This window comes from Streptomyces sp. NPDC055962 (genome assembly GCF_042270185.1).
GTDB lineage: Bacteria > Actinomycetota > Actinomycetes > Streptomycetales > Streptomycetaceae > Streptomyces.
Window position 1 is genome coordinate 522,400 of the sequence record NZ_JBHJYN010000001.1, and the last position, 26,019, is coordinate 548,418.

The 26,019-nt window shown below is 71.2% G+C and carries 28 protein-coding genes; 12 read left to right on the plus strand and 16 right to left on the minus strand.

Annotated elements, in window-relative coordinates; all coding sequences use genetic code 11:
* Positions 1-54: 54 nt before the first annotated feature.
* From ACFC51_RS02280 to ACFC51_RS02295, 4 genes are all read left to right on the plus strand, one after another.
* Positions 55-792 carry a response regulator transcription factor gene (locus ACFC51_RS02280; protein ID WP_056794186.1) on the plus strand — a complete coding sequence of 246 codons (738 nt, stop codon included), beginning with the start codon at positions 55-57 and terminating at the stop codon, positions 790-792.
* Positions 789-1,865, plus strand: coding sequence for an ATP-binding protein (locus tag ACFC51_RS02285; protein WP_376378997.1), 1,077 nt, complete (start codon positions 789-791; stop codon positions 1,863-1,865). The genes ACFC51_RS02280 and ACFC51_RS02285 overlap by 4 nt, the downstream gene beginning before the upstream one ends.
* 260 nt (positions 1,866-2,125) lie before the next feature.
* Positions 2,126-5,941 (plus strand): multifunctional oxoglutarate decarboxylase/oxoglutarate dehydrogenase thiamine pyrophosphate-binding subunit/dihydrolipoyllysine-residue succinyltransferase subunit, encoded by a 3,816-nt coding sequence (locus ACFC51_RS02290; RefSeq protein ID WP_376526594.1) that lies wholly within the window; start codon positions 2,126-2,128, stop codon positions 5,939-5,941.
* 90 nt (positions 5,942-6,031) lie between these two features.
* Positions 6,032-6,214: a DUF6104 family protein gene (locus tag ACFC51_RS02295; protein WP_003961784.1), complete on the plus strand. Its 183-nt coding sequence runs from the start codon at positions 6,032-6,034 to the stop codon at positions 6,212-6,214.
* Here the strand turns inward: ACFC51_RS02295 and ACFC51_RS02300 are convergent, their stop codons facing one another.
* On the minus strand, positions 6,215-7,117 hold the full coding sequence (locus ACFC51_RS02300) for a hypothetical protein (protein WP_376379001.1): 903 nt from the start codon (positions 7,115-7,117) through the stop codon (positions 6,215-6,217).
* A 169-nt stretch (positions 7,118-7,286) separates the two neighbouring features.
* Here ACFC51_RS02300 and ACFC51_RS02305 point away from each other — a divergent pair, with 169 nt between their 5' ends.
* Entirely contained in the window at positions 7,287-8,144 is an 858-nt protein-coding gene (locus ACFC51_RS02305) for a DUF4097 domain-containing protein (RefSeq protein ID WP_376526596.1), read from the plus strand.
* Position 8,145: 1 nt separating this feature from the next.
* Positions 8,146-9,123 carry a helix-turn-helix transcriptional regulator gene (locus ACFC51_RS02310; protein ID WP_376526599.1) on the plus strand — a complete coding sequence of 326 codons (978 nt, stop codon included), beginning with the start codon at positions 8,146-8,148 and terminating at the stop codon, positions 9,121-9,123.
* A gap of 171 nt (positions 9,124-9,294) precedes the next feature.
* On the opposite strand, the gene ACFC51_RS02315 is transcribed toward ACFC51_RS02310, so the two are convergent.
* From ACFC51_RS02315 to ACFC51_RS02335, 5 genes are all read right to left on the minus strand, one after another.
* Positions 9,295-9,867: a Clp protease N-terminal domain-containing protein gene (locus ACFC51_RS02315; protein WP_376526602.1), complete on the minus strand. Its 573-nt coding sequence runs from the start codon at positions 9,865-9,867 to the stop codon at positions 9,295-9,297.
* Positions 9,867-10,076, minus strand: coding sequence for a sigma factor-like helix-turn-helix DNA-binding protein (locus tag ACFC51_RS02320; protein ID WP_033298277.1), 210 nt, complete (start codon positions 10,074-10,076; stop codon positions 9,867-9,869). The genes ACFC51_RS02315 and ACFC51_RS02320 overlap by 1 nt, the downstream gene beginning before the upstream one ends.
* A gap of 31 nt (positions 10,077-10,107) precedes the next feature.
* On the minus strand, positions 10,108-10,653 hold the full coding sequence (locus ACFC51_RS02325; RefSeq protein ID WP_376526605.1) for a GNAT family N-acetyltransferase: 546 nt from the start codon (positions 10,651-10,653) through the stop codon (positions 10,108-10,110).
* Positions 10,653-11,615, minus strand: coding sequence for a zinc-binding dehydrogenase (locus ACFC51_RS02330; RefSeq protein WP_376379016.1), 963 nt, complete (start codon positions 11,613-11,615; stop codon positions 10,653-10,655). The genes ACFC51_RS02325 and ACFC51_RS02330 overlap by 1 nt, the downstream gene beginning before the upstream one ends.
* Before the next feature lie 222 nt (positions 11,616-11,837).
* Positions 11,838-13,064, minus strand: coding sequence for an NADP-dependent malic enzyme (locus ACFC51_RS02335; RefSeq protein ID WP_376381015.1), 1,227 nt, complete (start codon positions 13,062-13,064; stop codon positions 11,838-11,840).
* A 526-nt stretch (positions 13,065-13,590) separates the two neighbouring features.
* Between ACFC51_RS02335 and ACFC51_RS02340 the strand changes: the two genes are divergently transcribed.
* Genes ACFC51_RS02340 through ACFC51_RS02350 form a run of 3 tightly spaced genes read left to right on the plus strand, consistent with a single transcriptional unit; the run spans position 13,591 to position 16,279 of the window.
* Positions 13,591-14,550 carry an ABC transporter substrate-binding protein gene (locus tag ACFC51_RS02340; RefSeq protein ID WP_376526609.1) on the plus strand — a complete coding sequence of 320 codons (960 nt, stop codon included), beginning with the start codon at positions 13,591-13,593 and terminating at the stop codon, positions 14,548-14,550.
* Positions 14,551-14,579: 29 nt separating this feature from the next.
* Positions 14,580-15,521, plus strand: coding sequence for an amino acid ABC transporter permease (locus tag ACFC51_RS02345; RefSeq protein ID WP_376381009.1), 942 nt, complete (start codon positions 14,580-14,582; stop codon positions 15,519-15,521).
* Positions 15,518-16,279, plus strand: a complete 762-nt coding sequence (locus ACFC51_RS02350; RefSeq protein WP_329232781.1) for an amino acid ABC transporter ATP-binding protein — start codon at positions 15,518-15,520, stop codon at positions 16,277-16,279. The genes ACFC51_RS02345 and ACFC51_RS02350 overlap by 4 nt, the downstream gene beginning before the upstream one ends.
* Positions 16,280-16,342: 63 nt before the next feature.
* On the opposite strand, the gene ACFC51_RS02355 is transcribed toward ACFC51_RS02350, so the two are convergent.
* The 3 genes from ACFC51_RS02355 to ACFC51_RS02365 form a co-directional block, all read right to left on the minus strand.
* Complete coding sequence (locus tag ACFC51_RS02355; protein ID WP_376526611.1) at positions 16,343-17,119, minus strand: hypothetical protein; 777 nt, start codon at positions 17,117-17,119, stop codon at positions 16,343-16,345.
* Positions 17,116-17,619, minus strand: coding sequence for a SigE family RNA polymerase sigma factor (locus tag ACFC51_RS02360; RefSeq protein WP_376381004.1), 504 nt, complete (start codon positions 17,617-17,619; stop codon positions 17,116-17,118). Before ACFC51_RS02360 ends, ACFC51_RS02355 begins: the two co-directional genes overlap by 4 nt.
* Positions 17,620-17,758: 139 nt before the next feature.
* Positions 17,759-18,568, minus strand: coding sequence for a class I SAM-dependent methyltransferase (locus tag ACFC51_RS02365; RefSeq protein ID WP_376527049.1), 810 nt, complete (start codon positions 18,566-18,568; stop codon positions 17,759-17,761).
* Positions 18,569-18,616: 48 nt separating this feature from the next.
* Between ACFC51_RS02365 and ACFC51_RS02370 the strand changes: the two genes are divergently transcribed.
* The gene (locus tag ACFC51_RS02370; protein ID WP_376381001.1) at positions 18,617-19,246 is read left to right on the plus strand and encodes a CGNR zinc finger domain-containing protein; all 630 of its coding nucleotides are present in this window, start codon (positions 18,617-18,619) and stop codon (positions 19,244-19,246) included.
* Here the strand turns inward: ACFC51_RS02370 and sodX are convergent.
* A complete protein-coding gene (gene sodX, locus ACFC51_RS02375) occupies positions 19,150-19,587 on the minus strand; it encodes a nickel-type superoxide dismutase maturation protease (RefSeq protein ID WP_376526614.1) in 438 nt (145 codons plus the stop codon). The genes ACFC51_RS02370 and sodX overlap by 97 nt on opposite strands.
* Before the next feature lie 180 nt (positions 19,588-19,767).
* Between sodX and sodN the strand changes: the two genes are divergently transcribed.
* On the plus strand, positions 19,768-20,163 hold the full coding sequence (gene sodN, locus ACFC51_RS02380) for a superoxide dismutase, Ni (RefSeq protein ID WP_033298259.1): 396 nt from the start codon (positions 19,768-19,770) through the stop codon (positions 20,161-20,163).
* Between the two features lie 182 nt (positions 20,164-20,345).
* Here the strand turns inward: sodN and ACFC51_RS02385 are convergent, their stop codons facing one another.
* The 4 genes from ACFC51_RS02385 to ACFC51_RS02400 form a co-directional block, all read right to left on the minus strand.
* Positions 20,346-21,233 (minus strand): SDR family oxidoreductase, encoded by an 888-nt coding sequence (locus tag ACFC51_RS02385; RefSeq protein ID WP_376526617.1) that lies wholly within the window; start codon positions 21,231-21,233, stop codon positions 20,346-20,348.
* Positions 21,230-21,598 (minus strand): DUF952 domain-containing protein, encoded by a 369-nt coding sequence (locus tag ACFC51_RS02390; RefSeq protein ID WP_376380790.1) that lies wholly within the window; start codon positions 21,596-21,598, stop codon positions 21,230-21,232. The genes ACFC51_RS02385 and ACFC51_RS02390 overlap by 4 nt, the downstream gene beginning before the upstream one ends.
* Before the next feature lie 9 nt (positions 21,599-21,607).
* Positions 21,608-22,600: an NAD-dependent epimerase/dehydratase family protein gene (locus ACFC51_RS02395; RefSeq protein ID WP_376380816.1), complete on the minus strand. Its 993-nt coding sequence runs from the start codon at positions 22,598-22,600 to the stop codon at positions 21,608-21,610.
* An 85-nt stretch (positions 22,601-22,685) separates the two neighbouring features.
* Positions 22,686-23,639, minus strand: coding sequence for a LysR substrate-binding domain-containing protein (locus tag ACFC51_RS02400; protein ID WP_376380793.1), 954 nt, complete (start codon positions 23,637-23,639; stop codon positions 22,686-22,688).
* A 265-nt stretch (positions 23,640-23,904) separates the two neighbouring features.
* Here ACFC51_RS02400 and snpA point away from each other — a divergent pair, with 265 nt between their 5' ends.
* Complete coding sequence (gene snpA, locus ACFC51_RS02405; protein ID WP_376380796.1) at positions 23,905-24,585, plus strand: snapalysin; 681 nt, start codon at positions 23,905-23,907, stop codon at positions 24,583-24,585.
* A gap of 70 nt (positions 24,586-24,655) precedes the next feature.
* Here snpA and ACFC51_RS02410 read toward each other — a convergent pair whose 3' ends face one another.
* Complete coding sequence (locus tag ACFC51_RS02410; protein WP_376526620.1) at positions 24,656-25,324, minus strand: DUF6304 family protein; 669 nt, start codon at positions 25,322-25,324, stop codon at positions 24,656-24,658.
* A 79-nt stretch (positions 25,325-25,403) separates the two neighbouring features.
* On the minus strand, positions 25,404-26,000 hold the full coding sequence (locus ACFC51_RS02415; RefSeq protein ID WP_376380802.1) for a GNAT family N-acetyltransferase: 597 nt from the start codon (positions 25,998-26,000) through the stop codon (positions 25,404-25,406).
* Positions 26,001-26,019 lie beyond the last annotated feature (19 nt).

The window sequence follows — 26,019 nt, forward strand, 5'->3', positions numbered from 1 at the left end:
GACAACCGTGCCTCCGGGGGAATGGCCTCCGCGAGAACGGGCAGGGGCGGGGCGATGGAACAGACACACACCACCCACAACGGCGTCGCGGCCACCCCCGGGGCTCAGCGCCGGGTGCTGGTGGTCGAGGACGACCCGACAATCGTCGACGCCATCTCCGCCCGGCTGCGGGCCGAGGGCTTCCTGGTGCAGACCGCACTGGACGGGCCGGCGGCCGTGGACGCGGCCGAGGCCTGGCAGCCCGACCTGATGGTTCTCGACATCATGCTTCCGGGCTTCGACGGCCTGGAGGTCTGCCGCCGCGTGCAGGCACAGCGCCCCGTACCGGTGCTGATGCTCACCGCACGCGACGACGAGACCGACATGCTCGTCGGGCTCGGTGTCGGGGCCGACGACTACATGACCAAGCCGTTCTCCATGCGGGAGCTGGCGGCGCGGGTCCACGTCCTGCTGCGCCGGGTCGAGCGGGCCGCGCTGGCCGCGGTGACGCCGCGCAGCGGCATCCTCCGCCTCGGCGAGCTGGAGATCGACCACGCGCAGCGCCGCGTCCGGGTGCGCGCCGACGACGTCCACCTCACTCCGACCGAGTTCGACCTGCTGGTCTGCCTGGCCAACACACCGCGTGCGGTGCTGTCCCGGGAACAGCTGCTGGCCGAGGTCTGGGACTGGGCCGACGCCTCCGGCACCCGCACGGTCGACAGCCACATCAAGGCGCTGCGCCGGAAGATCGGCGCCGAACGGATCCGTACCGTGCACGGCGTCGGCTACGCCCTGGAGACACCCGCGCCATGACGCGGCCCGGCTCAGGACTGCGGCCGTTCTCGATCAAGGCCAAGCTGGGCACGCTCGTGGTGGTCTCCGTGTTCATCACGACGGGACTGCTGATCGTCGCCCTGCGGACCAGGACCGAATTCCGGTTCATCACGGTCTTCTCGGTGATCGCCACCCTGCTGATCACCCAGTTCGTGGCGCACGGCCTGACCGCACCGCTGGACGAGATGCGCGCCGTGGCGCGGTCGATCTCGCACGGCGACTACACGAGACGGGTGAGCGGCGCCGGACGCCGCGACGAGCTGGGCGATCTGGCCCAGACGATCAACCGCATGGCGGACGACCTGGAGGCGGAGGACCGGCACCGCAAGGAGCTGGTGGCCAATGTCTCCCATGAGCTGCGCACCCCCATCGCGGCGCTCAGAGCCGTGCTGGAGAACGTGGTCGACGGGGTGTCCGCCGCGGACCCCGAGACGATGCGCACGGCCCTCAAGCAGACCGAGCGCCTCGGCCGGCTGGTGGAGACCCTGCTCGACCTCTCGCGGCTGGACAACGGGGTGGTGGCCATCAAGGCACGCCGCTTCGAGGTGTGGCCGTACCTGTCGGGGGTGCTGAAGGAGGCGAACCTCGCCGCCTCCCAGCGCCGCCTCTCCTCCGGTTCGGGCAACCACTCCCGCACGGACGTCCATCTCCATCTCGACGTGTCGCCGCCCGAGCTGACGGCGCACGCGGACGCGGAGCGCCTGCACCAGGTGGTGGCCAACCTCATCGACAACGCCGTGAAGCACAGCCCTCCGCACGGCCGGGTCACGGTGCTGGCGCGGCGCGGGGAGTATCCCGAGTCGCTGGAGCTGGAGGTCGTCGACGAGGGGCCCGGCATCCCGGAGGCGGAGCGCCACCGGGTCTTCGAGCGCTTCAACCGCGGTCAGGCTCCCTCCCCGCACGGCCCCGGCAGCGACGGCGGTACGGGCCTCGGGCTCGCCATCGCCCGCTGGGCGGTGGATCTGCACGGCGGCCGCATCGGCGTGGCCGAATCCGCCCGCGGCTGCCGCATCCAGGTCACCCTTCCGGGTACGCATCAGCCGCACGGTTGACCCCGCGTTCGAAGCGGAGGGCCCCGTTTCTCCTTCTCGGCCGGGAAAGAGATACGGTCCAAGGGGCCGTAGCACCGGCCTCGCGTACCCGAAGGGCAGTGGAACCCTGCTTGTTTCCCGCCATTTCATGCGCCGAAACCCGGCTTCCGATGTGATGTGCACGACGAAGACCGGCCCGGCCTGCACGTAACGGCCAGGGAGGCGTAGCCTTGATTTCCGCTGTCCATCACCTTGTGAAGCGGAAGAGGGCGGTTGCCGCCGTGTCGTCTCAGTCCCCCAGTAACTCGAGCATCTCGACCGATCAAGAAGCAGGCTCCGGGTCCAACCCGGCCGCCGCTTTCGGCCCCAATGAGTGGCTCGTCGACGAGATCTACCAGCAGTACCTCCAGGATCCGAATTCGGTCGACCGTGCCTGGTGGGACTTCTTCGCCGACTACAAGCCGGGTACGTCCGGCACGGCGGACAAGCCCGTACCCGCACCCGCGGGAGCGGTGACACCGGCCCCGGCCGCCACCGCTGCGAGCACCGTGAACAACACCGCTCCGGCGCAGGCGCCGGCCGCGCCCCCCGCCGCCCCGGCCAAGGCCGCGGCCGCCGCCCCGGCGGCTCCGGCCGCCCCGGCGAAAGCCCCCGCCGCTCCCGCCGAGGCGGCGCCCGCGAAGGCAGCCCCGGCCGCCGCGAAGGCGGACGCCTCCACGGAGGCCCCGGCCGGTCCCGAGTACGTGACCCTGCGCGGCCCGTCGGCCGCCGTCGCGAAGAACATGAACGCCTCCCTGGAGCTGCCGACGGCCACGTCCGTCCGCGCCGTTCCGGTGAAGCTGCTCTTCGACAACCGCATCGTCATCAACAACCACCTGAAGCGGGCCCGCGGCGGGAAGATCTCCTTCACGCACCTCATCGGGTACGCGATGGTGCAGGCCCTCAAGGCCATGCCGTCGATGAACCACTCGTTCGCGGTGAAGGACGGCAAGCCGACCCTCGTCAAGCCCGAGCACGTCAACCTCGGCCTGGCCATCGACCTGGTGAAGCCGAACGGCGACCGCCAGCTCGTCGTCGCGGCCATCAAGAAGGCCGAGACGCTCAACTTCTTCGAGTTCTGGCAGGCCTACGAGGACATCGTCCGCCGTGCGCGCGTCGGCAAGCTCGGCATGGACGACTTCTCCGGTGTCACGGCCTCCCTGACCAACCCCGGCGGCATCGGCACCGTCCACTCGGTGCCCCGCCTGATGCCCGGACAGGGCCTCATCATGGGCGTCGGCGCGATGGACTACCCGGCGGAGTTCCAGGGCACCTCGCAGGACACCCTGAACAAGCTCGGCATCTCCAAGGTCATGACCCTGACCTCGACGTACGACCACCGCGTCATCCAGGGTGCGGCGTCCGGCGAGTTCCTGCGCGTCCTGGCCCAGCTCCTGCTCGGCGAGAACGAGTTCTACGACGAGATCTTCAAGGCGCTGCGCATCCCCTACGAGCCGGTCCGCTGGCTCAAGGACATCGACGCCTCGCACGACGACGACGTCACCAAGGCCGCACGGGTCTTCGAGCTGATCCACTCCTACCGGGTCCGCGGCCACGTCATGGCCGACACCGACCCGCTGGAGTACCGCCAGCGCAAGCACCCCGACCTGGACATCACCGAGCACGGCCTCACCCTGTGGGACCTGGAGCGCGACTTCGCGGTCGGCGGTTTCGCCGGCAAGACGATGATGAAGCTCCGCGACATCCTCGGCGTCCTGCGTGAGTCGTACTGCCGCACCACCGGCATCGAGTTCATGCACATCCAGGAGCCGAAGGAGCGCAAGTGGCTCCAGGACCGGGTGGAGCGTCCTCGCCCCGCTCCGGAGCGCGAGGAGCAGCTGCGGATCCTGCGCCGCCTCAACGCCGCCGAGGCGTTCGAGACGTTCCTGCAGACCAAGTACGTCGGCCAGAAGCGGTTCTCGCTGGAGGGCGGCGAGTCCGTCATCCCGCTGCTCGACGCGGTCATCGACTCCGCCGCCGAGGCCCGCCTGGACGAGGTCGTCATCGGCATGGCCCACCGCGGCCGGCTGAACGTCCTGGCGAACATCGTCGGCAAGTCCTACGCGCAGATCTTCCGGGAGTTCGAGGGCAACCTCGACCCGCGGTCGATGCACGGCTCCGGCGACGTCAAGTACCACCTGGGCGCCGAGGGCACCTTCACCGGTCTGGACGGCGAGCAGATCAAGGTCTCGCTGGCCGCCAACCCCTCGCACCTGGAGGCCGTCGACCCGGTCCTCGAGGGCATCGCCCGCGCCAAGCAGGACATCATCAACAAGGGCGGCACGGACTTCACGGTCCTGCCCGTCGCGCTCCACGGCGACGCGGCCTTCGCAGGCCAGGGCGTCGTCGCCGAGACGCTCAACATGTCGCAGCTGCGCGGCTACCGCACCGGCGGCACCGTGCACGTGGTGATCAACAACCAGGTCGGCTTCACCGCCGCCCCGGAGTCCTCGCGCTCCTCGATGTACGCCACGGACGTGGCGCGCATGATCGAGGCGCCGATCATCCACGTCAACGGCGACGACCCGGAGGCCGTGGTCCGCGTCGCGCGGCTCGCCTTCGAGTACCGGCAGACGTTCAACAAGGACGTCGTCATCGACCTCATCTGCTACCGCCGCCGCGGTCACAACGAGGGCGACAACCCGGAGTTCACCAACCCGCAGATGTACACGCTGATCGACAAGAAGCGCTCGGTGCGCAAGCTCTACACCGAGTCCCTCATCGGTCGCGGTGACATCACGCTGGAAGAGGCCGAGCAAGCCCTCCAGGACTTCCAGGGCCAGCTGGAGAAGGTCTTCGCGGAGGTCCGCGAGGCCACCTCGGCGCCGTCCCAGCCGCATGTCCCGGACGTGCAGGCGGAGTTCCCGGTCTCGGTGGGCACCGCGGTCTCCTCGGAGGTCGTGAAGCTGATCGCCGAGTCCCAGGTCAACATCCCCGACGGCATCACGGTGCACCCGCGTCTGATGCCCCAGATGCAGCGCCGCGCCGCCTCGGTGGAGAACGGCACGATCGACTGGGGCATGGGCGAGACCCTGGCCATCGGCTCGCTGCTCATGGAGGGCACCCCGGTCCGGCTCGCCGGCCAGGACACCCGCCGCGGCACCTTCGGCCAGCGCCACGCGGTCCTCGTCGACCAGAAGACCGGCGAGGACTACACCCCGCTGCTCTACCTCTCCGACGACCAGGCCCGTTACAACGTCTACGACTCGCTCCTCAGCGAGTACGCGGCGATGGGCTTCGAGTACGGCTACTCGCTGGCCCGCCCGGAGTCCCTGGTGATCTGGGAGGCCCAGTTCGGCGACTTCGTCAACGGCGCCCAGACCGTCGTGGACGAGTTCATCTCCTCGGCCGAGCAGAAGTGGGGCCAGACGTCCGGCGTCACCCTGCTCCTCCCGCACGGCTACGAGGGCCAGGGCCCGGACCACTCGTCCGCCCGCCCGGAGCGTTTCCTGCAGATGTGCGCGCAGGACAACATGACGGTCGCGATGCCGACCCTCCCGTCGAACTACTTCCACCTCCTGCGGTGGCAGGTGCACAACCCGCACCACAAGCCGCTGATCGTCTTCACCCCGAAGTCGATGCTCCGCCTCAAGGCGGCGGCGTCGAAGGTCGAGGAGTTCACCACCGGCGGCTTCCGCCCGGTGATCGGCGACGAGACGGTCAAGGCCGAAGCGGTCCGCAAGGTCGTCTTCGTCTCAGGCAAGCTCTACTACGACCTGGACGCCGAGCGCGAGAAGCGGGGCGACACGGAGACGGCGATCATCCGTCTGGAGCGTCTGTACCCGCTGCCGGGTGCGGAGATCCAGGCCGAGATCGCCAAGTACCCGAACGCCGAGAAGTACCTCTGGGCCCAGGAGGAGCCGGCGAACCAGGGTGCGTGGCCGTTCATCGCGCTCAACCTGATCGACCACCTGGACCTGGCCGTCGGCGCCGATGTGCCGCACGGTGAGCGCCTGCGCCGCATCTCGCGTCCGCACGGCTCGTCCCCGGCGGTCGGCTCGGCCAAGCGTCACCAGGCCGAGCAGGCCCAGCTGGTCGCCGAGGTCTTCGAGGCCTGATCAGCGGCTGTATGTCACCGGAGGGCCCGGCCCCGCGAGATGCTCGCGGGGCCGGGCCCTCCGGCTTTCCGGCCTCGTTATCCTGGTGCCATGTACTTCACGGACCGTGGCATCGAGGAACTGGAGAAGCGGCGCGGCGAGGAGGAGGTCACCTTCGAGTGGCTCGCCGAGCAGCTGCGTACGTTCGTCGACCTCAACCCCGACTTCGAGGTCCCCGTCGAGCGCCTCGCGACCTGGCTGGCACGCCTGGACGACGAGGACGAGGACGAGTAGTCAGCCGCTGTTCCGTGCGCTTTTGCCGGCCGCGCTCCTGACGTGGTCGTACGCGAGTCCCAGCACCCCCTGCACGAGGAGCACCAGGCCGGCCGCGATCCAGCCGCCGCTGCGGCGGCGGGCTCCCCACAGGGTGAGCGGGAGCCCTGCGGCCACCTGGACCGCGGCCGCCGCGCGGGCCCTCGGGCCGAGCATCCAGGGGCCGAGGCTGCCGCTCTCGACGGCGTCGAGCTCCACCCGTACGGCGTCGCGCCAGCCGGCCCACTCGATCAGTTCCGCCCGCGGAAGCACCTTCGCGACCGAGCGCAGCCGGTCCGCGGGTTCACCGGGTGCGAGGCCGGCAGGCAGGTCCACACCCGCGCGGGTCAGCACGGCGAGCAGTCCACGCAGCCGGGCGTCGGCGTCGGCCGACGGATCGGCCCGGGTCAGCGCCTCCAGCTCCTGGACGTCGAGGACGGGGTCGAGGCCGAGCCGTACGGCGGACGTCCGCATGGCCTCCTCCTCGGCGGCCGGGGTGCCGTCGGCCAGCCAGATGTAGCCGACGGGGCGGCGGAATCCCGAGGCGAGGGTGTACCCGGACCGGTCGCCGTCCCACCAGAGCGCGAGCACCGGCCAGGTCGAGCCGACCGCGAGCGCCGTGGCCCAGCCGCCGACGACGCGGTCGACGGGTTCGGCTCCCCCGTCCACCGCGTTCCCCACGGCTCCCGCGTTGCCGTCGGCTGCCGTTCCCGCGCCGCCCTCCCGGACGTGCCTCCGCCAGGGCTTCCCCTCGGGGACCAGCACGCTCCAGCCGTCGCCGGCGGGCACGAGCAGCATGCGCTCCTGCAGCAGATGGGCCACGGGCCGTACGGTCTCGGGGTCGGCCCGGCACAGCAGCAGGGCGCCCACGGATGTCGTGGTCATGGTCCACACGCTAGGGCAATTCGGACATGTATGAGCGCTTTTGTGCGCTCACCCCTCGCCCCGCCGACCCCCTCCCGATGCCACCCTTGACTTCCGCGATCCACGATATATCGTGTTCTTCAGTGGACGCGATATATTGCGTCACGCCACCCAGCGGGAGGTCAGATCCATGCCCGAGACGACGTGGACCGTCGCCGAGCCCCGAAGGCTCACCTTCGACGAACCGGTGACAGCACTCGACGTACGCGTCGTCGACGGCGCGATCAATGTCGTCGGCACGGACGAACCCGACGCCCGGCTGGAGGTGTCCGCGATCGACGGGCCGCCTCTGGTCGTGACCCTGCGGGAGGGCACCCTCACCGTCACCTACGAGGACCTGCCGTGGCAAGGGTTCCTGACCTGGCTCGACCAGCGGCGTCCGCGCCGCAGCGCCGTGGTCTCCCTCACCGTGCCCGCGGGCACGGCGGTGAAGGTCGGGGCGGTCGGCGCCGAGGCGGTCGTCTCGGGGGTCCGGGGGCGCACCGAGCTGAGGGGCGTCTCCGGCGACAGCACCCTGGTGAGTGTCTCCGGAGCCGTCCGGGCCGAGACCGTGTCCGGCGGCCTGGAGGCCCAGTCCGTCACCGGCGACCTCCACTTCCAGTCCGTGTCGGGCGATCTGACGGTCGTCGAGGGCGCCGGCACCTCGGTCCGCGCGGAGTCCGTCTCCGGCCACATGGTGCTCGATCTCGACACCTCGCCGAAGCCGACGGACATCAGGCTGACCTCGGTCTCCGGCAGGATCGCCGTCCGGCTGCCGCACCCGGCGGACGCGAGGGTCGAGGCCAACACGGCCGCCGGCACCGTCTCCAACGCCTTCGAGGACCTGCGCGTGGCCGGCCAGTGGGGCGCGAAGAAGATCACCGGAACGCTGGGAGCAGGCACAGGAAGGCTGAAGGCGACCACCGTCTCGGGTTCGATCGCCCTCTTGCGCCGTCCCCCTGCCCAGGACCACACCCACGGTGCCGAGCCGACCGGAAAGGTGCTCTGACATGGCCCCCGTATTCGCCCACGGCCGTCTCCGCCTCTACCTCCTCAAGCTGCTGGACGAGGCACCCCGCCATGGGTACGAGGTGATCCGCCTCCTGGAGGAGCGCTTCCAGGGGTTGTACGCGCCCTCGGCCGGCACGGTCTATCCGCGGCTGGCCAAGCTCGAGGCGGAGGGCCTGGTCACCCACGCCACCGAGGGCGGCCGGAAGGTCTACTCCATCACCGACGCCGGGCGCGCCGAGCTGGCCGGCCGGGGCGGCGAACTGGCCGATCTGGAGCTGGAGATCCGGGAGTCCGTGTCCGAGCTCGCCGCCGAGATCCGCGAGGACGTACGGGGCGCGGCGGGCCGGCTCCGCAGCGAGATGCGCGCCGCGGCCTCCGAGACCCACCACACCCCGTCCGGCGGGAAGGGCGGCTGGGACCCCGGCTTCGGGGAGAAGGAGGCCTGGCGCTCGGCGAAGGAGGAGCTGCGGAAGGCCAAGCAGGAGTGGAAGGAGCAGGCCCGCAGGGCGAAGGACGAGTCCCGCAGGGCCCGCGAGGACGCCGAACAGGCCCGCCGCCAGGCCCAGGAGGCGCACGAGAAGGCGCGGGAGCAGATGCAGAACGCCGCGCGCCAGGTCCAGGAGCACTTCGCCCGGGGCGACTGGCCCGCAGGTGTGCGGGACGGACTGGCCGAGATCACCGGCCAGCTGGGCGGCTTCGCGAGGACCGGCACCTGGCCCTCGTACAGTCGGCCCGCGCCCGGGGAGCCGGACATCGAGTGGGCGGCCGACACCGCGAGCACCGACGATCCGGCCCGCGACCTGGACCGGCTGCTGGACCGCTTCCGAGACGACATCCGTGATGCCGCCCGGGACCGCGGCGTCAGCGAGGCCCAGCTGTCGGAGGCCCGCGGCCATCTGGCCGCGGCCGCCACCCGCATCGACTCGCTGCTGCGTGGCACCTCCGGTGCGGCGAAGGGCACCTCCGGCACCTCCTGACCCCGCACGCGCCGGACCGCCCGAACCCCCTCCGAACGGTGCGGCGCGATCCAACCGTGCGGCACGACCCGACGGTGCGGCGCGACCCGACGGTGCGGCGCGATCCGCCGTGCGGCACGAACCGGATCACCGGGGGGGGGGGGAAGGAGCGGTCCGGCTGGTGGGGCTCTGTCAGCTCGCCCGGGCCTGGCCTCCGCCTTCGTCGCCGTACAGCGCGCGCTCCACCGTGGCGTAGGTCGCACCGTGTTCGGCGAGCACGTCGGCGACGACGCCGGGGCAGGCGGTCAGGGCCAGCAGCAGGTGCTCCTCACCGATGAAGCGGTCCCGGCGGCCGAGAGCGATGCGCAGGGACTTCTCCAGGGTGCTCTTGGCACCGCTCGTGAAGGGGCGGCGCCCGGTCCGCCACCGGCGGTTCCCACGGCCGCCGGCCAGAGCCCCTTCACCATGGGCACCCTCGATCCGGGCCACGATCGCGCCGACATCGATGCCGATCCCGGCGAGTGCCTCGGCGTCGGCGCCGGTCAGCCCGCCCCGGCGGCGTACCTCTTCGAGCGCCGCTTCCACGGAGGCGCGGCGGCCGGTGAGCCCCAGGGAGGCGACGGCGAAGGAGGCCCTGCTGCCCTCCTGGTCCAGCAGGGAGAGCAGCAGGTGCTCCTCCGTGACCGAGTCCGCCCCGGCCCGTTCCGCGTAGGTCACCGCGCCGGTCACGACGGTCCGGGCACCCTTGGTGAATCGCTCGAACATCAATGCCTCCCGTACTTCTTGTGCACGGCCTGCCTGCTGACACCGAGCTCGGCTGCGATCTCCTGCCACGACCATCCCTGGACGCGGGCGCTTCTCACCTGGACGGCTTCGAGCTGTTCGAGCAGCCGCCGCAGCGCGGCGACGGCCCGCAGGCCGACACGCGGGTCGTGGTCACCGGCGCGGGCGGCGAGGTCCGTTGCTTCGGTCATGACGTCAACCTACGTTGACATCCGACATCTGTCAACCATCGTTGACATGATCGGTCGCGAGGCGTGCGTGGCGTTCCACGTCGTACCGGACGTCCCCGTAGCGGAGCTTCTCCCGGTCGACGCCCTCCGGGCGGAAACCGGCCCGCACGGCCACGGCGCAGGACGCCGGATTGTTCGTCCGGTGCCCGAGCTCCAGCCGGTGGAGCCCCAGGTCGTCGAAGGCCCAGCGGGCCAGTACCCGCACGCCCCCGAGGGCGACGCCCTTCCTGCGCGCCCCTTCGGCCGTCCAGTACGAGACCCAGCCGATGCCATGGACGTGGTTCACCGCCGCCACGGACACATGACCGAGCGGCACCCCGTCGCCTACAACGGCCCAGGCGTACGCCGTCCCGGCCGCCCGCTCACCCTCCCGCTCGGCGACCCACTCCAGCGCCTCGGTGGCGGTCGTGACGGGCCGGCCCGCCTGCCGCGCCATCTCCAGGGGCGAGAAGGCGCGGAGGACCACCGGAGCGTCGCCGGGCCGCCAGGGCCTCAGCGTGAGGCCGTCCGGCCCGGCCAGTTCCCCCGGTGCGCCCATCAGGGAGTGAGAACGATCTTCCCGAACAGGTCTCCGGCGGCGAGCCGCTCGAAGCCGTCGCGCGCCCGGTCGAGCGGCAGCGTCGCATCGATGACGGGCCGCACACCCGTGGCCGCGCAGAACGACAACAGGTCCTCCAGCTCGTCCTTGGAACCCATCGTCGAGCCGACGACCTTGAGCTCGAGGAAGAAGATCCGGGTCAGCTCGGCGTGCGAGGGACGGTCGCCGCTGGTGGCACCCGAAATGACCAGGGTGCCTCCGGGCCGCAGCGACTTGACCGAGTGGGACCAGGTCGCGGCCCCGACGGTCTCGATCACGGCGTCGACACGCTGCGGCAGACGCGCACCCGGCTCGTAGGCCTCGACGGCGCCCAGGTCCACGGCCCGCTTGCGCTTGGCTTCGTCACGGCTGGTGGCGAACATCCGCAGCCCCGCGGCCTTGCCGAGGACGATCGCTGCGGTGGCCACACCGCCGCCGGCCCCCTGCACGAGGACGGAGTCGCCGGGTCGTACCCCGGCATTGGTGAACAGCATCCGGTAGGCCGTCAGCCAGGCGGTCGGCAGACAGGCGGCCTCCTCGAAGGTGAGCTCCTTCGGCTTGGGCAGCACATTCCAGCTGGGGACCGTGACCAGCTCCGCGAAGGTGCCCTGATGGCGCTCGGTGAGGATGGAGCGCGGCTCGTCCGGTCCGACGCCGTGTCCCGTCTGGCCGATGACGGAGTGCAGGACGACCTCGTTGCCGTCCTGGTCGACACCCGAGGCGTCGCAGCCGAGGATCATGGGCAGCTTGTCCTCGGCGAGGCCGACGCCCCGCAGGGACCAGAGGTCGTGATGGTTGAGCGAGGCGGCCTTCACCCGGACGGTGGTCCATCCGGACCGGACCTCGGGAGCCGGGCGTTCACCCAGTTCGAGTCCGTCGAGGGGGCGGTCACGGTCGATGCGGGCTGCATAGGCGGCGAACATGGCCATGACGATAGGCCGTGACGCGCCGTGACGTAACCGTTCGGGGGTGTGACACACACCCCAGCTCGCCGCCGGGTGAGGGAGCCTCCTGACGCGGACCGGCCCGTCGGCCACCGGACGGGGTCCGGTGGCCGACGGGCCGTGGTGGAGCGCACGCCCGAGGAGAGCGGGGCCCCCGGACCTGTAGCGGTTCCGCGGTGGAGCGCCCCGCGCCGTACGGGATCAGCGCCGTGCGACGCCCTCGGCACGGGCGGCGGCGGCCACCGCGGCGGTGACGGCGGGGGCGACCCGCTCGTCGAACGGCGACGGGATCACGTAGTCCGCGGCCAGCTCGTCCCCGACGACGTCCGCCAGCGCGTTCGCCGCGGCGATCTTCATGCCCTCGGTGATCCGGGAGGCCCGCACCTGCAGCGCGCCCGCGAAGATCCCGGGGAACGCCAGCACGTTGTTGATCTGGTTGGGGTAGTCCGACCGCCCGGTCGCCACGACGGCCGCGTACTTGTGCGCGATGTCGGGGTGGACCTCGGGGTTCGGGTTGGCCATGGCGAACACGAACGCGCCGGGTGCCATCGAGGCCACGGCCGGCTCGGGGACCGTACCGCCGGAGACTCCGATGAAGACGTCGGCGCCGGCCAGCGCCGTCTCCAGCGTGCCGGTGATGCCGGCCCGGTTGGTGATCTCCGCCAGCTCGCGCTTGACGTCCGTGAGGTCGTCGCGGTCGCCGCTGACGATGCCCTTGCGGTCGGCGACGGCGACGTCGCCGATGCCGGCCTCCAGCAGGAACTTGGCGATGGCCACACCGGCGGCGCCGGCGCCGGAGATGACGGCGCGCAGATCACCGAGCGTCCGGCCGGACAGCTTCGCCGCGTTGCGCAGCGCCGCGAGGGTGACCACGGCGGTGCCGTGCTGGTCGTCGTGGAAGACCGGGATGTCGAGACGTTCCTGGAGCTTGCGCTCGATCTCGAAGCACCGCGGCGCCGAGATGTCCTCGAGGTTGACCCCGCCGAAGGAGGGGGCGAGGCGGACGACGGTGTCGACGATCTCGTCCGCGTCGGTCGTGGCGAGCGCGATCGGCACCGCGTCGACCCCGCCGAACTGCTTGAAGAGGATCGCCTTGCCCTCCATCACCGGGAGGGAGGCCTCGGGACCGATGTCCCCCAGGCCGAGGACGGCGGTGCCGTCCGTGACGACGGCCACGACCTGCGACTTCCAGGTGTAGTCGTGGACGAGCTCGGGATTCTCGGCGATGGCGCTGCACACCTTCGCCACGCCGGGCGTGTACGCGAGGGACAGGTCGTCCTTGTCGCGGATCGGGACGGTGGCCTGCACGGCCATCTTCCCGCCGCGGTGGAGGGCGAAGGCCGGATCGAAGGGCTCTTCCGCGCCCATGGGCCCGGCCGTGCCGTGCGTCTTGCTGTCGCTGCGAGGATTGACGATCTCCGCTGCCATTGTGTTGACCCCTTAAGTCTTCATCAGTTGAGGGTGGCCACTCCTGGTTGAGGAGGGGTGGGCGGGCACCGCGTACGTTCCCGGCACCGAGCGGTTGGCCCGCTCCGGCAGGGGAGACACATACGCGCGGGCGCGCCGCACACGCGCCCTGAGCCCCGGATGAGGGGTGTAAAGGTCTTTCTTACCGGACGGACCGGGCCTCTTACGAGTCGGTATCGACTCGGTGACATGGCTCATAGCCGAATATCTGGACAAGTCCACTAAGGGCTACAAAGGCCGTCCGTAGGTCGAGACGCACCGGAGATTCTCCGGAGTGGTGCTCACTTTCCAGCAGATGGTCCGGCCCTGCCGTACCGGGCCGTTGAGCTTCGGGGGTCACCCGTTACCCGATTTTGACATGCCTGGCCCCCTGATCGGGTGAGTCCGAATGGCAAGATGCCCTAATCACACAAGGTGGCGACACTCGAAGGTGCGTGCGTGTCCACCTGACCAGCACCCTCTCCCTCACTGCCGGAGGATTCCGATCATGACCGCAAGCACCCTCTGTCGTACGGCCGCGAAGTCCCGGATTGCCGCGGTCTGCGCAGTCGCGGTCGCCGGCACCCTGCTGCTGACCGCCTGCGGCGACCAGACCGACAGCGCCACCGAGAAGGACACGAGCTCCGCTTCCGCGGACAAGGCGCCGCTCGCCGACCTCGTCCCCCAGTCCGTCAAGGACAAGGGTGAGATCAAGGTCGGATCCGACATCGCCTACCCGCCGGTCGAGTTCAAGGACAAGTCCGGCAAGACGGTCGGCATCGACCCCGACCTCGCGGACGCCCTGGGCAAGCAGCTCGGCGTGAAGTTCGTCTTCGAGAACGGCACGTTCGACACCCTGCTCACGGGCCTGCGCTCGAAGCGCTACGACCTGGCGATGTCGGCCATGACCGACACCAAGGACCGCCAGGAGGGCGTCGACTCCGAGACGAAGAAGAAGGTCGGCGAAGGCGTCGACTTCATCGACTACTTCACCGCGGGCGTCTCCATCTACACCAAGAAGGGCGACGACAAGGGCATCAGCACCTGGTCGGACCTCTGCGGCAAGAAGCTGGTCGTCCAGCGGGGCACCGTCTCCCACGACCTCGCCAAGGCCGAGAGCACCAAGTGCGGCAGCAAGGGCAAGATCTCCATCGAGGCGTTCGACAACGACCTCGAGGCCCAGACCCGCCTGCGCGGCGGCGGCGCCGACGCCGGCTCCTCCGACTTCCCGGTCGCCGCGTACGCGGTCAAGACCTCGGGCGGCGGCAACGACTTCCAGCTGGTCGGCGACCAGGTCGAGGCGGCCCCGTACGGCATCGCCGTCGCCAAGGGCAACGACGAGCTCACCAAGGCGATCCAGGCAGCCCTGGACGCGGTCATCAAGAACGGCGAGTACGAGAAGGTCATCGCCAAGTGGGGCGTCCAGGCCGGCGCGGTCACCGAGGCCAAGATCAACGGCGGGTCCTGAGCGGGGACCGGCGCTGAAAGGCATCATCTGTGACTGACATCAAGAAGGCGGGTCCGGCGGACACCCCGCCCACCCCGTCGGCGGGGCCGGAGGCGATCAAGGCCATACCGGTGCGCCACTACGGCCGGTACGTCTCGGCGATCATCACGCTCGGCCTCCTGGCCACGCTCGTCTACGCCTTCGCCCAGGGCGACATCAACTGGGCGGCGATACCGGACTACTTCTTCGACGACCAGATCCTCGAGGGCGTCAAGAACACCGTCATCATCACGGTCCTCTCGATGATCATCGGTGTGGTGCTGGGCATCGTGCTGGCCGTGATGCGGCTCTCCAAGAACCCGGTGACCACGTCCATCGCGTGGGGCTACATCTGGTTCTTCCGCGGCACCCCGGTCTATGTGCAGCTGCTGGTCTGGTTCAACCTGGGCATCGTCTTCGAGTACATCAACCTCGGGCCGATCTACAAGGACGAGTGGTCGTCCTTCATGACCCCGTTCCTCTGCGCGCTGCTCGGCCTCGGCCTCAACGAGGCGGCGTACATGGCGGAGATCTGCCGGGCCGGCCTCCAGTCGGTCGACGAGGGCCAGACCGAGGCGGCGCACGCCCTGGGCATGAGCCACGGCAAGACGCTCCGCCGGATCGTCGTCCCGCAGGCGATGCGCGTGATCGTGCCGCCGACCGGCAACGAGGTCATCAACATGCTGAAGACCTCCTCGCTCGCGGTCGCCGTGCAGTACACCGAACTGCTGCGGTCCACCCAGAACGTCTCGCAGACCTCGGGTGCCACCGTGGAGATGCTGTTCCTGGCGGCCGCCTGGTACATGGTGCTCACCTCGGTGCTCAGCATCGGCCAGTACTACCTGGAGCGGTACTACGCACGCGGGTCGAGCCGCAGCCTGCCGGACACCCCGTTCCAGAAGATCAGGGCGAACATGCTGTCGCTCGGACGCCCGAAGGGAGGTGCCGCATGACCGCCATGGTGAAGGCCGAGGGCGTACACAAGTCCTTCGGCCCCGCACACATCCTCAAGGGCATCGACCTGGAGGTCGCCCCGCGTGAGGTCTTCTGCCTGATCGGCCCGTCCGGTTCCGGCAAGTCGACGTTCCTGCGGTGCATCAACCACCTGGAGCAGATCAACGCCGGGCGGCTGTACGTCGACGGCGACCTGGTCGGCTACCGCCAGAAGGGCGACAAGCTCTACGAGCTCAAGGACAGCGAGGTCGCGCTGAAGCGCCGGGACATCGGCATGGTCTTCCAGCGCTTCAACCTGTTCCCGCACATGACGGCCATCGAGAACGTCATGGAGGCTCCGATCCAGGTGAAGGGCGAGGCCAAGGCCGTCGCCCGGGCCCGGGCGGAGCGGCTGCTGGACCGGGTGGGGCTGTCCGACAAGGCGAAGAACTACCCGTCGCAGCTCTCCGGGGGTCAGCAGCAGCGCGTGGCCATCGCGCGCGCCCTGGCCATGGAGCCGAAGCTGATGCTCTTCGACGAGCCCACCTCCGCGCTCGACCCGGAGCTGGTCGGTGACGTCCTGGACGTCATGCGCGGCCTGGCCGAGGACGGCATGACGATGATCGTCGTCACGCACGAGATGGGCTTCGCCCGCGAGGTCGGCGACGCGCTGGTCTTCATGGACGACGGCGTGGTGGTCGAGTCCGGCCACCCGCGCGACGTCCTGACGAACCCGCAGCACGACCGGACGAAGTCCTTCCTGTCCAAGGTGCTGTAGCCGACGGCGACGCCGAGGAGGGCGGCGCGGGCCCCTGGCCCGTGCCGCCCTCCGGTGCGTCCGCTATCCCTTCGGAAGCAGCTCGGGCCGCACCAGGAGAGCGCGGAGTTCCTTCCCGCCGAGCGGCGGCTCCGCGAGCAGCGGCCCCTGGGACCGGCCGCCGAGGTAGCCCGAGCTGGACCGCGCGGCCAGCACCGAGCCGTCCTTCAGGACCAGCCGTCCCGCGGTCTCACGCCCCCACCGGGGTGTGCCTCCGTCCCCGTGCTCCATCGAGTCGCTCCACGTCGTCACGACACTGCCGTCCGGCAGCTCCTCACGGACACAGTCCGAGACGGACGGTTCCGTGCCCCGGGTCGCGCAGAGGTCGGACCGACCGGTCCTGCCGCCGAGCTTCTTCACCACATCGGCTCGTTCCATGAAGCGCAGGAGGAGATAGCCGGCGCCGTCGCCCTCGCGAACCAGGTACTCCCCGTCCAGCGGCCCCACGTAGGTCGTTCTCGCCTGCTCCTCCGTCGCGCCCTTGAGCAGGACGGCCAGCGACACCTGCTCGATGCCGCCCACGCCCGGCGGCAGCAGCGCGGCCAGACGGCCCGCCTTGCCTCCGGCGCCCGTCCCGCCGTCCGGTGCGGCGGCCACCGCGGTGTGTTCCGTCCGGGGCCCGTCCGCTGCGCCCGTCAGCGAGAGCGCCCCCGCGACGACCACCGCGAGCGCGGCAGCCGCAACCGCGGCCCGCCGCCCGGTCCTGACCCTGGCGGCCCGCGCGTACACCGCCTCGGTCGAGCCCGCGGAGCGCCCCGCGGACTCGACGGCCCGCTCCAGAAGTTCGTGCACGTCGTTCATACGAGTTCCTCCGCCGTGTCCGCCGTCAGCTCGGCGCGAAGCGCCGCCAGCCCCCGAGCCGTGTGGCTCTTGACCGTGTTCTCCCGCATCCCGAGCAGTTCGGCCGTGGCCTCGACGCTCATGTCCTCCCAGTACCGCAGCACCAGGACCGCGCGCTGCCTGGCTGTCAGCCGGGCGAGCGCCGCCCGGACCACCAGGCCGGTGTCCGAATCCGCCTGATCGCCTGCGCGGTCGGGCATGTCGCCGTACGGGTGCTCACGCCGCCAGAAGCGGCGGCGTGCGGCGATGTGGGTGTTGACCAGGGTCTTGCGCGCGTATGCCTCGATGTTGTCGAGCCGACCGTGCCGTTTGCCGCCGAGGACGACTTTGACCAGCGTCGTCTGGACCAGGTCCTCGGCCTCGTGCCGGTCGCCGCACAGCAGATAGGCGCTACGGAACAGCGCCGTGCGTCTGCCCTCCACGAAGGCGTGCAGCGCGGCGTCGTCGTCGATCCGCGTCATCTGCCCCCCTCTCCGGGTCCGCGGATGCGGACCGTCTCACCCTTCCAGTGCGGCGGGAGGGGTGGCAGGTTGCGGCTGCGGGTGAACGGCGGGAGGGGGGAAGGCCGCGGCCTTACCCCCTCCCGCCGTTCGCCGCGCTCTACTTCACCGCGAGGACCAGGCTGTCCGACGGCGAGGCCCAGACGGCCCGCGCCTCACCGAACCCGGCCTCACGCAGGGTGCGGGCGTGCCAGTCGGCGGAGGGCATGTCGCCGTCGGCGTGTTCGCCGTAGATCCGGAACCGCTCGGCGGTGGGTGCCGCGAGGGCCGGGTCCTTCGCCGCCAGGTCCCACCATTCCCGCCAGTCCACGGCCCCTGCGGCCTTGGCCCGGTCCATGGCCGCGTGCCGGTGGGCACGTTCGGCGGCGTTGATGCGGGGGGTGTCCGTGTCGATCATGTGATCCGCGTTCATGAAGACCCCGCCGTCCCTGACCAGCCCGCCGATACTCCCGTACAGGGCGGCGAGCGGCTCGGCGTGCAGCCAGTGCAGGGCGGTGGCGGTGAGCACCGCGTCGTAGGAGGTGTGGGGCAGCCGCTCGGTCCAGGCGGCGTCCTTCAGGTCGGCGGTCACGAAGGTGACCCGGTCGTCCCCCTCGAAGGTGCCGCGCGCGATGGCGAGCAGTGCGGGGTCCAGGTCGACGCCCGTACTGGTGGCGCGGGGGAACCGCTTGAGGAGCCGGTCCGTGATACTGCCCGTACCGCACGCGAGGTCGAGCACTCTCGGTTCGGGCCCCACGACGGCCTCGACCATGTCCAGCATCACCCGGAACCGCTCCTCGCGGTCCGGCATGTACCACTCCTGCTGCCGGTCCCAGCTCTCCTGCCAGGACTGCCAGTCGATGCCCGTCGCCGTCACTCGAACCTCCACCTGTACACATATTCGTAAGACCCATTGGGCGCGACCACCCATTACACTGGTCGACACGCCGACCATAGACCGACGCCGTAAGGACTACAAGTGGAATTGGCCTATTACTCGGACTACGCCGTGCGTCTGGTCAACACCGAGGAGCCGGCCCGCAACAAGGACGCGCTCACCACGGTCGAGTCCGTCCGCGAGCTGTTCGGCCCCAACGCCCAGGCGGCCCGCCGCGCGACGGACGCGGACGTGACCCGCTTCCGGTCCGTGCGCGCCCGGCTGCGCGCGGTCTTCGAGGCGGCCGACACCGGCGAGGAGACCCTCGCGGTCGACCTGCTCAACTCACTGCTGCTGGAGTTCCCCGTGAGTCCGCAGATCTCCGGGCACGACACCCGGGACGAGGACGGCAAGCCGGACTGGCACATGCACCTCGCCGACCACCCGTCCAACGCGACGGCGGGCTTCGCCGCGATCGCGGCGATGGGCCTGGCCTTCCACCTCACCTCGCACGGTGTGGACCGGCTCGGCCTGTGTGAGGCGGCGCCGTGCCGCAACGCCTATCTCGACACCTCGACCAACCGCTCACGGCGCTACTGCTCGGACCGCTGCGCGACCCGCGCCAACGTCGCCGCCTACCGGGCCCGCAAGCGCCTGGAGACCGAGCGTTCCGCCGACACCCGCCGCACCGCGGACACCGCCCAGCCCAGCAGCCCGAGCACCGAACGCTGATCCTTCCTCAGCGGCCGGTAGCGGGCACGCACCCGGGCCAGCACGAGCTCCTCGGGCACCGTCCCGTAGTCCGTGCTGTCCCCGCCCGCGTACGCGTTGTCGCCCAGCACCCACCAGCCGCCGCCGCGTCGCTCGGTCGCGCGTTTGACCACCAGCAGATCCTGCTGCAGGGGATGACGCAGGATCACCACGTCCCCCGGACGCACCAGCGCACCACGCTGCACGAGCAGCCAGTCCCCGTGGTAGAGCGTGGGCACCATCGACGGCCCCGTCACCTCCACCACCTGGAACGCCCTGCGCTCCGCCCGCCCGCTCCACGGCTCCTGCGCCGGCTCCGGCATCTGTGGCACCTCCCGGTCCGTCCTCCAGTACACGGCTGCGCGCACCGCTTCGTATTTTCGGCCACAGGTCCCGTCCTCACCCCGGACTTTTGGCCTAAGCCCTAGGGGGCAGCCGCAAAAAGCAGCTCCCCACGGAGTAATGTCCCACCTGAGAAGACGATCACGAGGAAGGACAGCTCCATGCTTTCCCGCCTGTTTGCCCCCAAGGTGAAGGTCAGCGCCCACTGCGACCTGCCCTGCGGTGTGTACGACCCGGCCCAGGCCCGCATCGAGGCGGAGTCCGTCAAGGCCGTCCAGGAGAAGTACCAGGCCAACGAGGACGCGGACTTCCGCACGCGCGCCGTTCTGATCAAGGAACAGCGTGCCGAGCTCGCGAAGCACCACGTCTCGGTGCTCTGGAGCGACTACTTCAAGCCCCCGCACTTCGAGAAGTACCCGGAGCTGCACCAGCTGGTCAACGACACCCTCAAGGCGCTCTCCGCGGCCAAGGGTTCCAACGACCCGGCCACGGGCCAGAAGGCTCTGGACCTGATCGCCCAGATCGACAAGATCTTCTGGGAGACCAAGAAGGCCTGATCCAGGGCCGGGCCGCCCGACCGGGGTTTCGCGGTCGGGTCGCCCGCTCCCCCGCACCCGGCCGTCGGCCGCCGTTCACTGCGGCCCGACGGCCGGGTGCGGTCGTGTTCCCGCCGGGCGTCCGGCCGTCGGGGCGGGCGGGGCGGCACGTACGGCACCCGGCTCCCCCGCTCGAGGGGGAGTCAGGAGTCCCGGTCCGCGGCCAGGTGGCGCCAGCTCCCCGGGTTCTCCCGGAGGTAGGCGGCAAGGCTCTGCGCCGGGCGGCCGGTGAGCGTGGGCACGGCGTCCGAGACCTTCTCCAGCTCACCCGCGGCGATCGCCTCGTACGACGTGACCCAGCCGGCCACCTCCCAGTCCTCCGCGCCGTAGGAGGCGCGTGAGGCGTAGGCCTCCTGCGTGGTCTCGGGGACGTACCGGATCGCGCGTCCCGTGCAGCGGCTCAGCTCGTCGGCCGCCTCCGCCAGGGTGAACGCCTCGGGGCCCGTGAGCTCGTACGTCCGGCCGTCGTGGGCCGTCCCCTCGTCCAGCAGGACGGCTGACGCCGAGTCCGCGATGTCCTCGTGGGAGACGGCCGACACCCGCCCCTCGCCACCGGGACCGCGCAGGACGCCGTCGGCTCCCGTCATCGCGGGGAGCGCCGCCAGGTACCAGCTGTCGCGGAGGAAGGTGTGGCGCACCCCGGTCATCCGGATGTGTGCCTCGGTGTGCCAGTGGTCACGGGCGAACGTGAACGTCGCGTCCGGTGCCGCACCGAGGAACGACACGTAGACGAGGCGCTCGACGCCCGCGGCGAGAGCCGCGTCCACCGCCGTGGTGTGCTCCAGCACCCGGCCCGGGCTCTCGTGCGCCGAGACGAGGAAAAGGGTGTGCGCGCCTTCGAGCGCGCGCCGCATCGCCCCGCCGTCCCCGTACGGCGCGGGAGGCGCGGCGACCGCGCCGGGCAGCCGGGGGAGCCGGGTGGGGTCCCTTCCGAGGAGGCGTACGGGGACGCCGGTCCGGGCCAGCCGCCCGGCCACCCGGCCGCCGACCGCCCCGCTCGCACCGGTGACCGCGACGAGAGGGCTGATCACCGGGAACCGCCCTCCTCGCGCACGGTGCGCGCGGTGTGCTCGGCCCAGGTCCGCACCTCCACGACGGCCTCGACAGGGAGCGGCCCGTAGAGATGCGGGAACTCCTCGCCTCCGGGCTTCAGGGCCTCGTACCGCACGGGTGACGGGAGCCGCCCGGTGTCGATGACGAGCACCACCAGTCCCTCGTCGTCGGATCCGTACAACGCCCGTGCCACGGTGGGGAGCTGATGGGGCAGCGAGCAGTGGATGAACCCCTCCTCCCGCAGGGTGCGGCCCCGGGTGGACATCTCGTACGTCCCCGCTCTGCGGGCGGCCTCCCACAGGGGCTCTTCGGTGAGGTGCAGCAGCTCTGGCTCTTCGGTCATCGGGCCACGCTAAGGGCTGTCGGGCAGGGCGAGGAGCTTCGCCTCCGTCCGCGCGTCGAGACCGGGCGCCGGCCGGTCTGGCCGCTGCGGGGCGGTGCCCCCCAGATCGTGCAGCCAGGCCCAGGTGTCGGCAACGGTCTCCCCCACAGGTCTGCACCGCAGCCCGGCGGCGTGCGCCTTGGTGACATCGCCCCGGTGGAGGGTGTCGTGGAGCTCTCCGGCGGGCAGCCAGACCGGCAGGTCCGTCCAGGGTTCGACGCCTGCCGCGAGGAGCACCTCGGGGTCGGTCCAGCGCAGCCGGGCCCGCGATCCGGTGACGCGGACACAGGTGTCCAGGAGCTCCCCCATGGTCGTGTGCCCCGGCCGGCTCACCGTGTTGTACGCCCCTGACAGGCCGTCCGCCGAGGCGTCGAGCAGCCAGTGGGCCAGGTCGCGGGCGTCGATGTACTGGAGTCCGGCCTCCGGTGGTCCCGGCGCGATCACGTCCCCGCCCCGGGCCGTCCGGCCCAGCCACCACGGCAGACGGCCTATGTTCTCCCCGGGGCCGAGGATCAGCCCGGCACGGGCCAGCAGCGCCCGGTCTCCGAACGCGTCCAGTGCCGCGAGCTCCCCGCCGCGTTTGGCCAGGGCGTACGGGACGTCGGGCCCTGCGTCGGAAGATGCTCCGGCCACGAGCGGTCCGTCCTCAGCGAGTCCGGCGGGGGTGGGGTACTCGTACACGGATCGGCTGGAGACGTAGCTGAAGTGCCCGGCCCGGCCCGACAGCAGACGGGCGGCGTCCCGCACGGCGGAGGGCGCGCCGCTCCAGGTGTCGACCACGAGGTCCCAGGTGCCGTCGGACAGTTCCGCGAGGCCCGCCTCGCCCGCCGTGCGGTCACCGGTCAGCGTCCGCGTCCCGGGTGGTGCCGCGTGGCGGCCGCGGTGGAAGACCGTGACCTCCCATCCGCGCCCGAGCGCGGCGTCGGTGACCGCGCGTCCCACGAATTCCGTACCGCCCAGCATCAGGAGCCTCATGCGGTGGTCCTGCCCACCGCCGCCCGTGGGAGAAACGGCACCTTGCTCTCGGCAGAACGGGGAACTCTCCCGCTCAGGACGTGTGCGCGAGAGGGCTGCTGTGGCGCAGCAGCCACCGGTGGTACTGCTCCGCCCGCCGCGCCGCGTCGCGGTACGCCGCCTCCAGTTCCTCGTACACGGCGTCCATGTCCGCACCCGGCCGGGAGACCAGGAACAGCCGCACCGCCAGCGGGTCGCCGCGCAGCGGACGGATCGCCATGTCGTCGCGCGGGCCCGAGGTCGGCTGGCAGGGGGCGACCGCCTCCCCGAGGACGACGAGGGAGGCCGCCGTGAGGTAGTCGCCGTGCAGGACGGGCGGGTCGAGACCTGCGGCACCGAGGACACGGCGCACCCCGTCCCATTCGCCGTCCACCGAGGGATCGACCATCCACCGGTCGCCCGCCAGGTCGTCGAGGTCCACCACGGCGCGTCCGGCCGCCGGGTGGTCCCGGGCCAGGGAGATGAACTGCGGTTCCCGCTCCACGAGTACGCGCTCGGTCAGCCCCTCCGGGACGGCGAGCGGGCAGCCCTCGACCTCGTGCACGAAGGCCACGTCGAGCCGCCCCGCAGCCACCGCCGCCAGCAGCGACCGGGCCGAGACGTCCACCCGGAGCGAGATGTCGGTGCCGGGCAGCCTCACCCGCAGGCCGCGCAGCCAGCCGCCGATGACCCGGCTCGCGGTGGACCCGATCCGGAGCCGGGGCCCGCCCGCCCGGGCGGCCTCGGCCTCCGCCAGTGCGGCACCCACCAGGGCGGTCATGCCGTCCACCAGCGGGCGCGCCCTGCTGAGGACGGCGCGGCCCAGGAGGGTGGGCCGGCAGCCCGTCCTCTCCCGGCGGAACAGCTCCGCCCCCATCGTCCTCTCGATCCGCTGGAGCTGGGTGGTCAGGGAGGGCTGGCTGACGCCCAGCACCCGCGCCGCGCGGTGCAGGCTGCCCGTGTCCGCGATGGCGCAGAGCGCCCTGAGGTGTCTCACCTCGAGCTCCATGACGGCGAGGGTATGGCCGTTCGCACGTTCGGCACCAGATGTCCCAACCCCATCAAAGGGGGACGGTTCAGGGGGTGTCGGGGCGACCGGCACGTGCTGATTCCGTGTGCGTCATCTCCGGGTGATAGGGCGGCGCTATCGCGCGTTGACATCATCCGCCGCGGGCCTCCCGGCCGGAGACTCTGTCCGTACCCCCCACCCGTTCCCCACCCGTTCCCCGTCCGTCCCCGGACGGGGTTCTTCGGACAGGCAGGAGACACCCCCCATGAGACACCTCAGGACAGCTGTCATGTCGGCCGTGGCCGGTCTCGGACTCGCCGCCGCACTGGGCACCGCACCCGCGGTCGCCGCCCCGGCTCCCGTGGCCTCCGCCGGCACCGCGCAGGCCGGTTCCTCCGCACAGGCCGGCTTCGCCGCGTACGCCGGTTCCAGCGAGAACGCCGCCGCCAACAAGGCGTTCTTCGAAGCCGTCATGAAGTCCGTGGCCGAGAAGCGGGCCGCCAAGCCGGGTGCGCAGGCGGTCACCGTGGTCTACAGCACCACCAACGCCCCCAGCTTCCGCAGCCAGATAGCGAGCAGCACGAGCATCTGGAACAGCTCGGTCTCCAACGTCAAGCTGCAGGAGGGCTCCAACGCGGACTTCGCCTACTACGAGGGCAACGACTCCCGGGGCTCGTACGCCAGCACGAACGGCCACGGCAGCGGTTACATCTTCCTCGACTACGCGCAGAACCGGCAGTACAACTCGACCCGCGTGACCGCCCACGAGACGGGCCACGTGCTCGGACTGCCCGACCACTACACGGGGCCGTGCAGCGAGCTGATGTCGGGCGGCGGTCCCGGCACGTCCTGCACGAACGCCTACCCGAACGCCACCGAGCGCTCCCGGGTGAACTCGCTCTGGCAGAACGGTCTCGCGGCCGCTCTCGCCCGCGCCGCCTCCTGACCTCCGGCACCACGCGCCGAGGTGGCCGTTCCGCCTGTGCGGAGCGGCCCCTTCGGGGTGACGGGAACCGTCAGGCGTGCTCCAGGGGGAAGGCGCCGCGGTGCCCGGTGCCGGCGCCGTGCGCCGGGCGCGGTTCGAACTCCCGGCAGCTCCAGATCTCCTGGACGAACCCGGTGCGCCGGTCCCACAGGCCGGCGACGTCGTCCCCGCCCTCCACGTCGCGGTAGGCGTCCTTGGCCCCGCGGAAGCAGGCGAGCCCGCCGGACAGGCCGCGGACCGGGGCGGGGAAGTAGTCGGAGAAGGCGCAGGCTATGCAGGTCTGCAGATGCATGTCCGGCGGCAGGATCCGCTGGATCGTGGCCAGTGCCGCGGCGAAGTCGCCCTCGGCGCGGTTCGACTCGTACACCGCCCCGTCCAGATGGAGGGCGAGATACAGGTCCGGGTCCTCCCTGCGGAGGGAGAGCAGGCAGCCGAGGGTGGCCTGACGGACCGTGCCGGACACGAGGACCGGCAGCGGGAGGTCCCATTCCAGTACGCAGTCGTCGAGCACGCCGTCGACCAGGTCGAACAGCCCGTCCTGGACCGGCGCACCCGCCACCGGGCCCAGGCCGTCGAAACTCCCGCCCTCGAAGTCCGTGCCCCGGACGCGGATACGGAGCTGCTGTCCGTCCGTGGTGAGGATGACCGCCTCGGAACCACGGCGGTCCCGGTACCAGCCTGCCCACGACTCATCTGTCATGAGCAGGGACTGTAGCCCGTGCCCCGGGACCCTCCCGGCAGCACCCTCCCCTTCCGCGGCACCGCTCGCCGGACGCTTCTCATCCTCCCTGCGGCTCACGCCACATGGGCCACATCGACGGTCCGCCGGGAAGGTCGACGGTCCGTCCCGTGAAGGTGAATCCGAGGCGTTCGTAGAGAGCGCGGCTGCGGGCGCTGCTCGCCTCCAGATAGGCCGGGGTCCCCTCGCGGTCGCACCGCTCCAGGACACCCCGTATCAGCGCCTCCCCCAGACCCTCCCCCTGACGCTCCGGGGAGACACCGATCATCAGCAGGTACGCGTGCGCCCGGTCGTGGGGGTGGACGGCGCCCGTCAGCCTCCCCACCAGCTCGCACCGTTCGTTGCCGGGGTCCGCCGTCTCCCGCATGAGGGCCGGGATGTCGTCCTCCTCCTCGGGCGCACCCGCCGGCACGGAGAGCCAGAGGGCTGTCGCCGTGCCGTCCTCCAGGAGATCGATCCGGCCCCCTTCCAGCGTGACATCGGCGAAGACCCCGAGGAACTTCCCGTGCACGGCGCGCCGGTGCTCCTCGTCCGGGAAGACCCAGCTGCTCACCGGATCGTCGTGGAACGCGTCCTCCAGAATCCGTACGACCTGGTCCCTGTCCCGCCCGTCCGCCTGCCGCACCCGTACGCCCATGACCGGCCCCGCCCTCTTC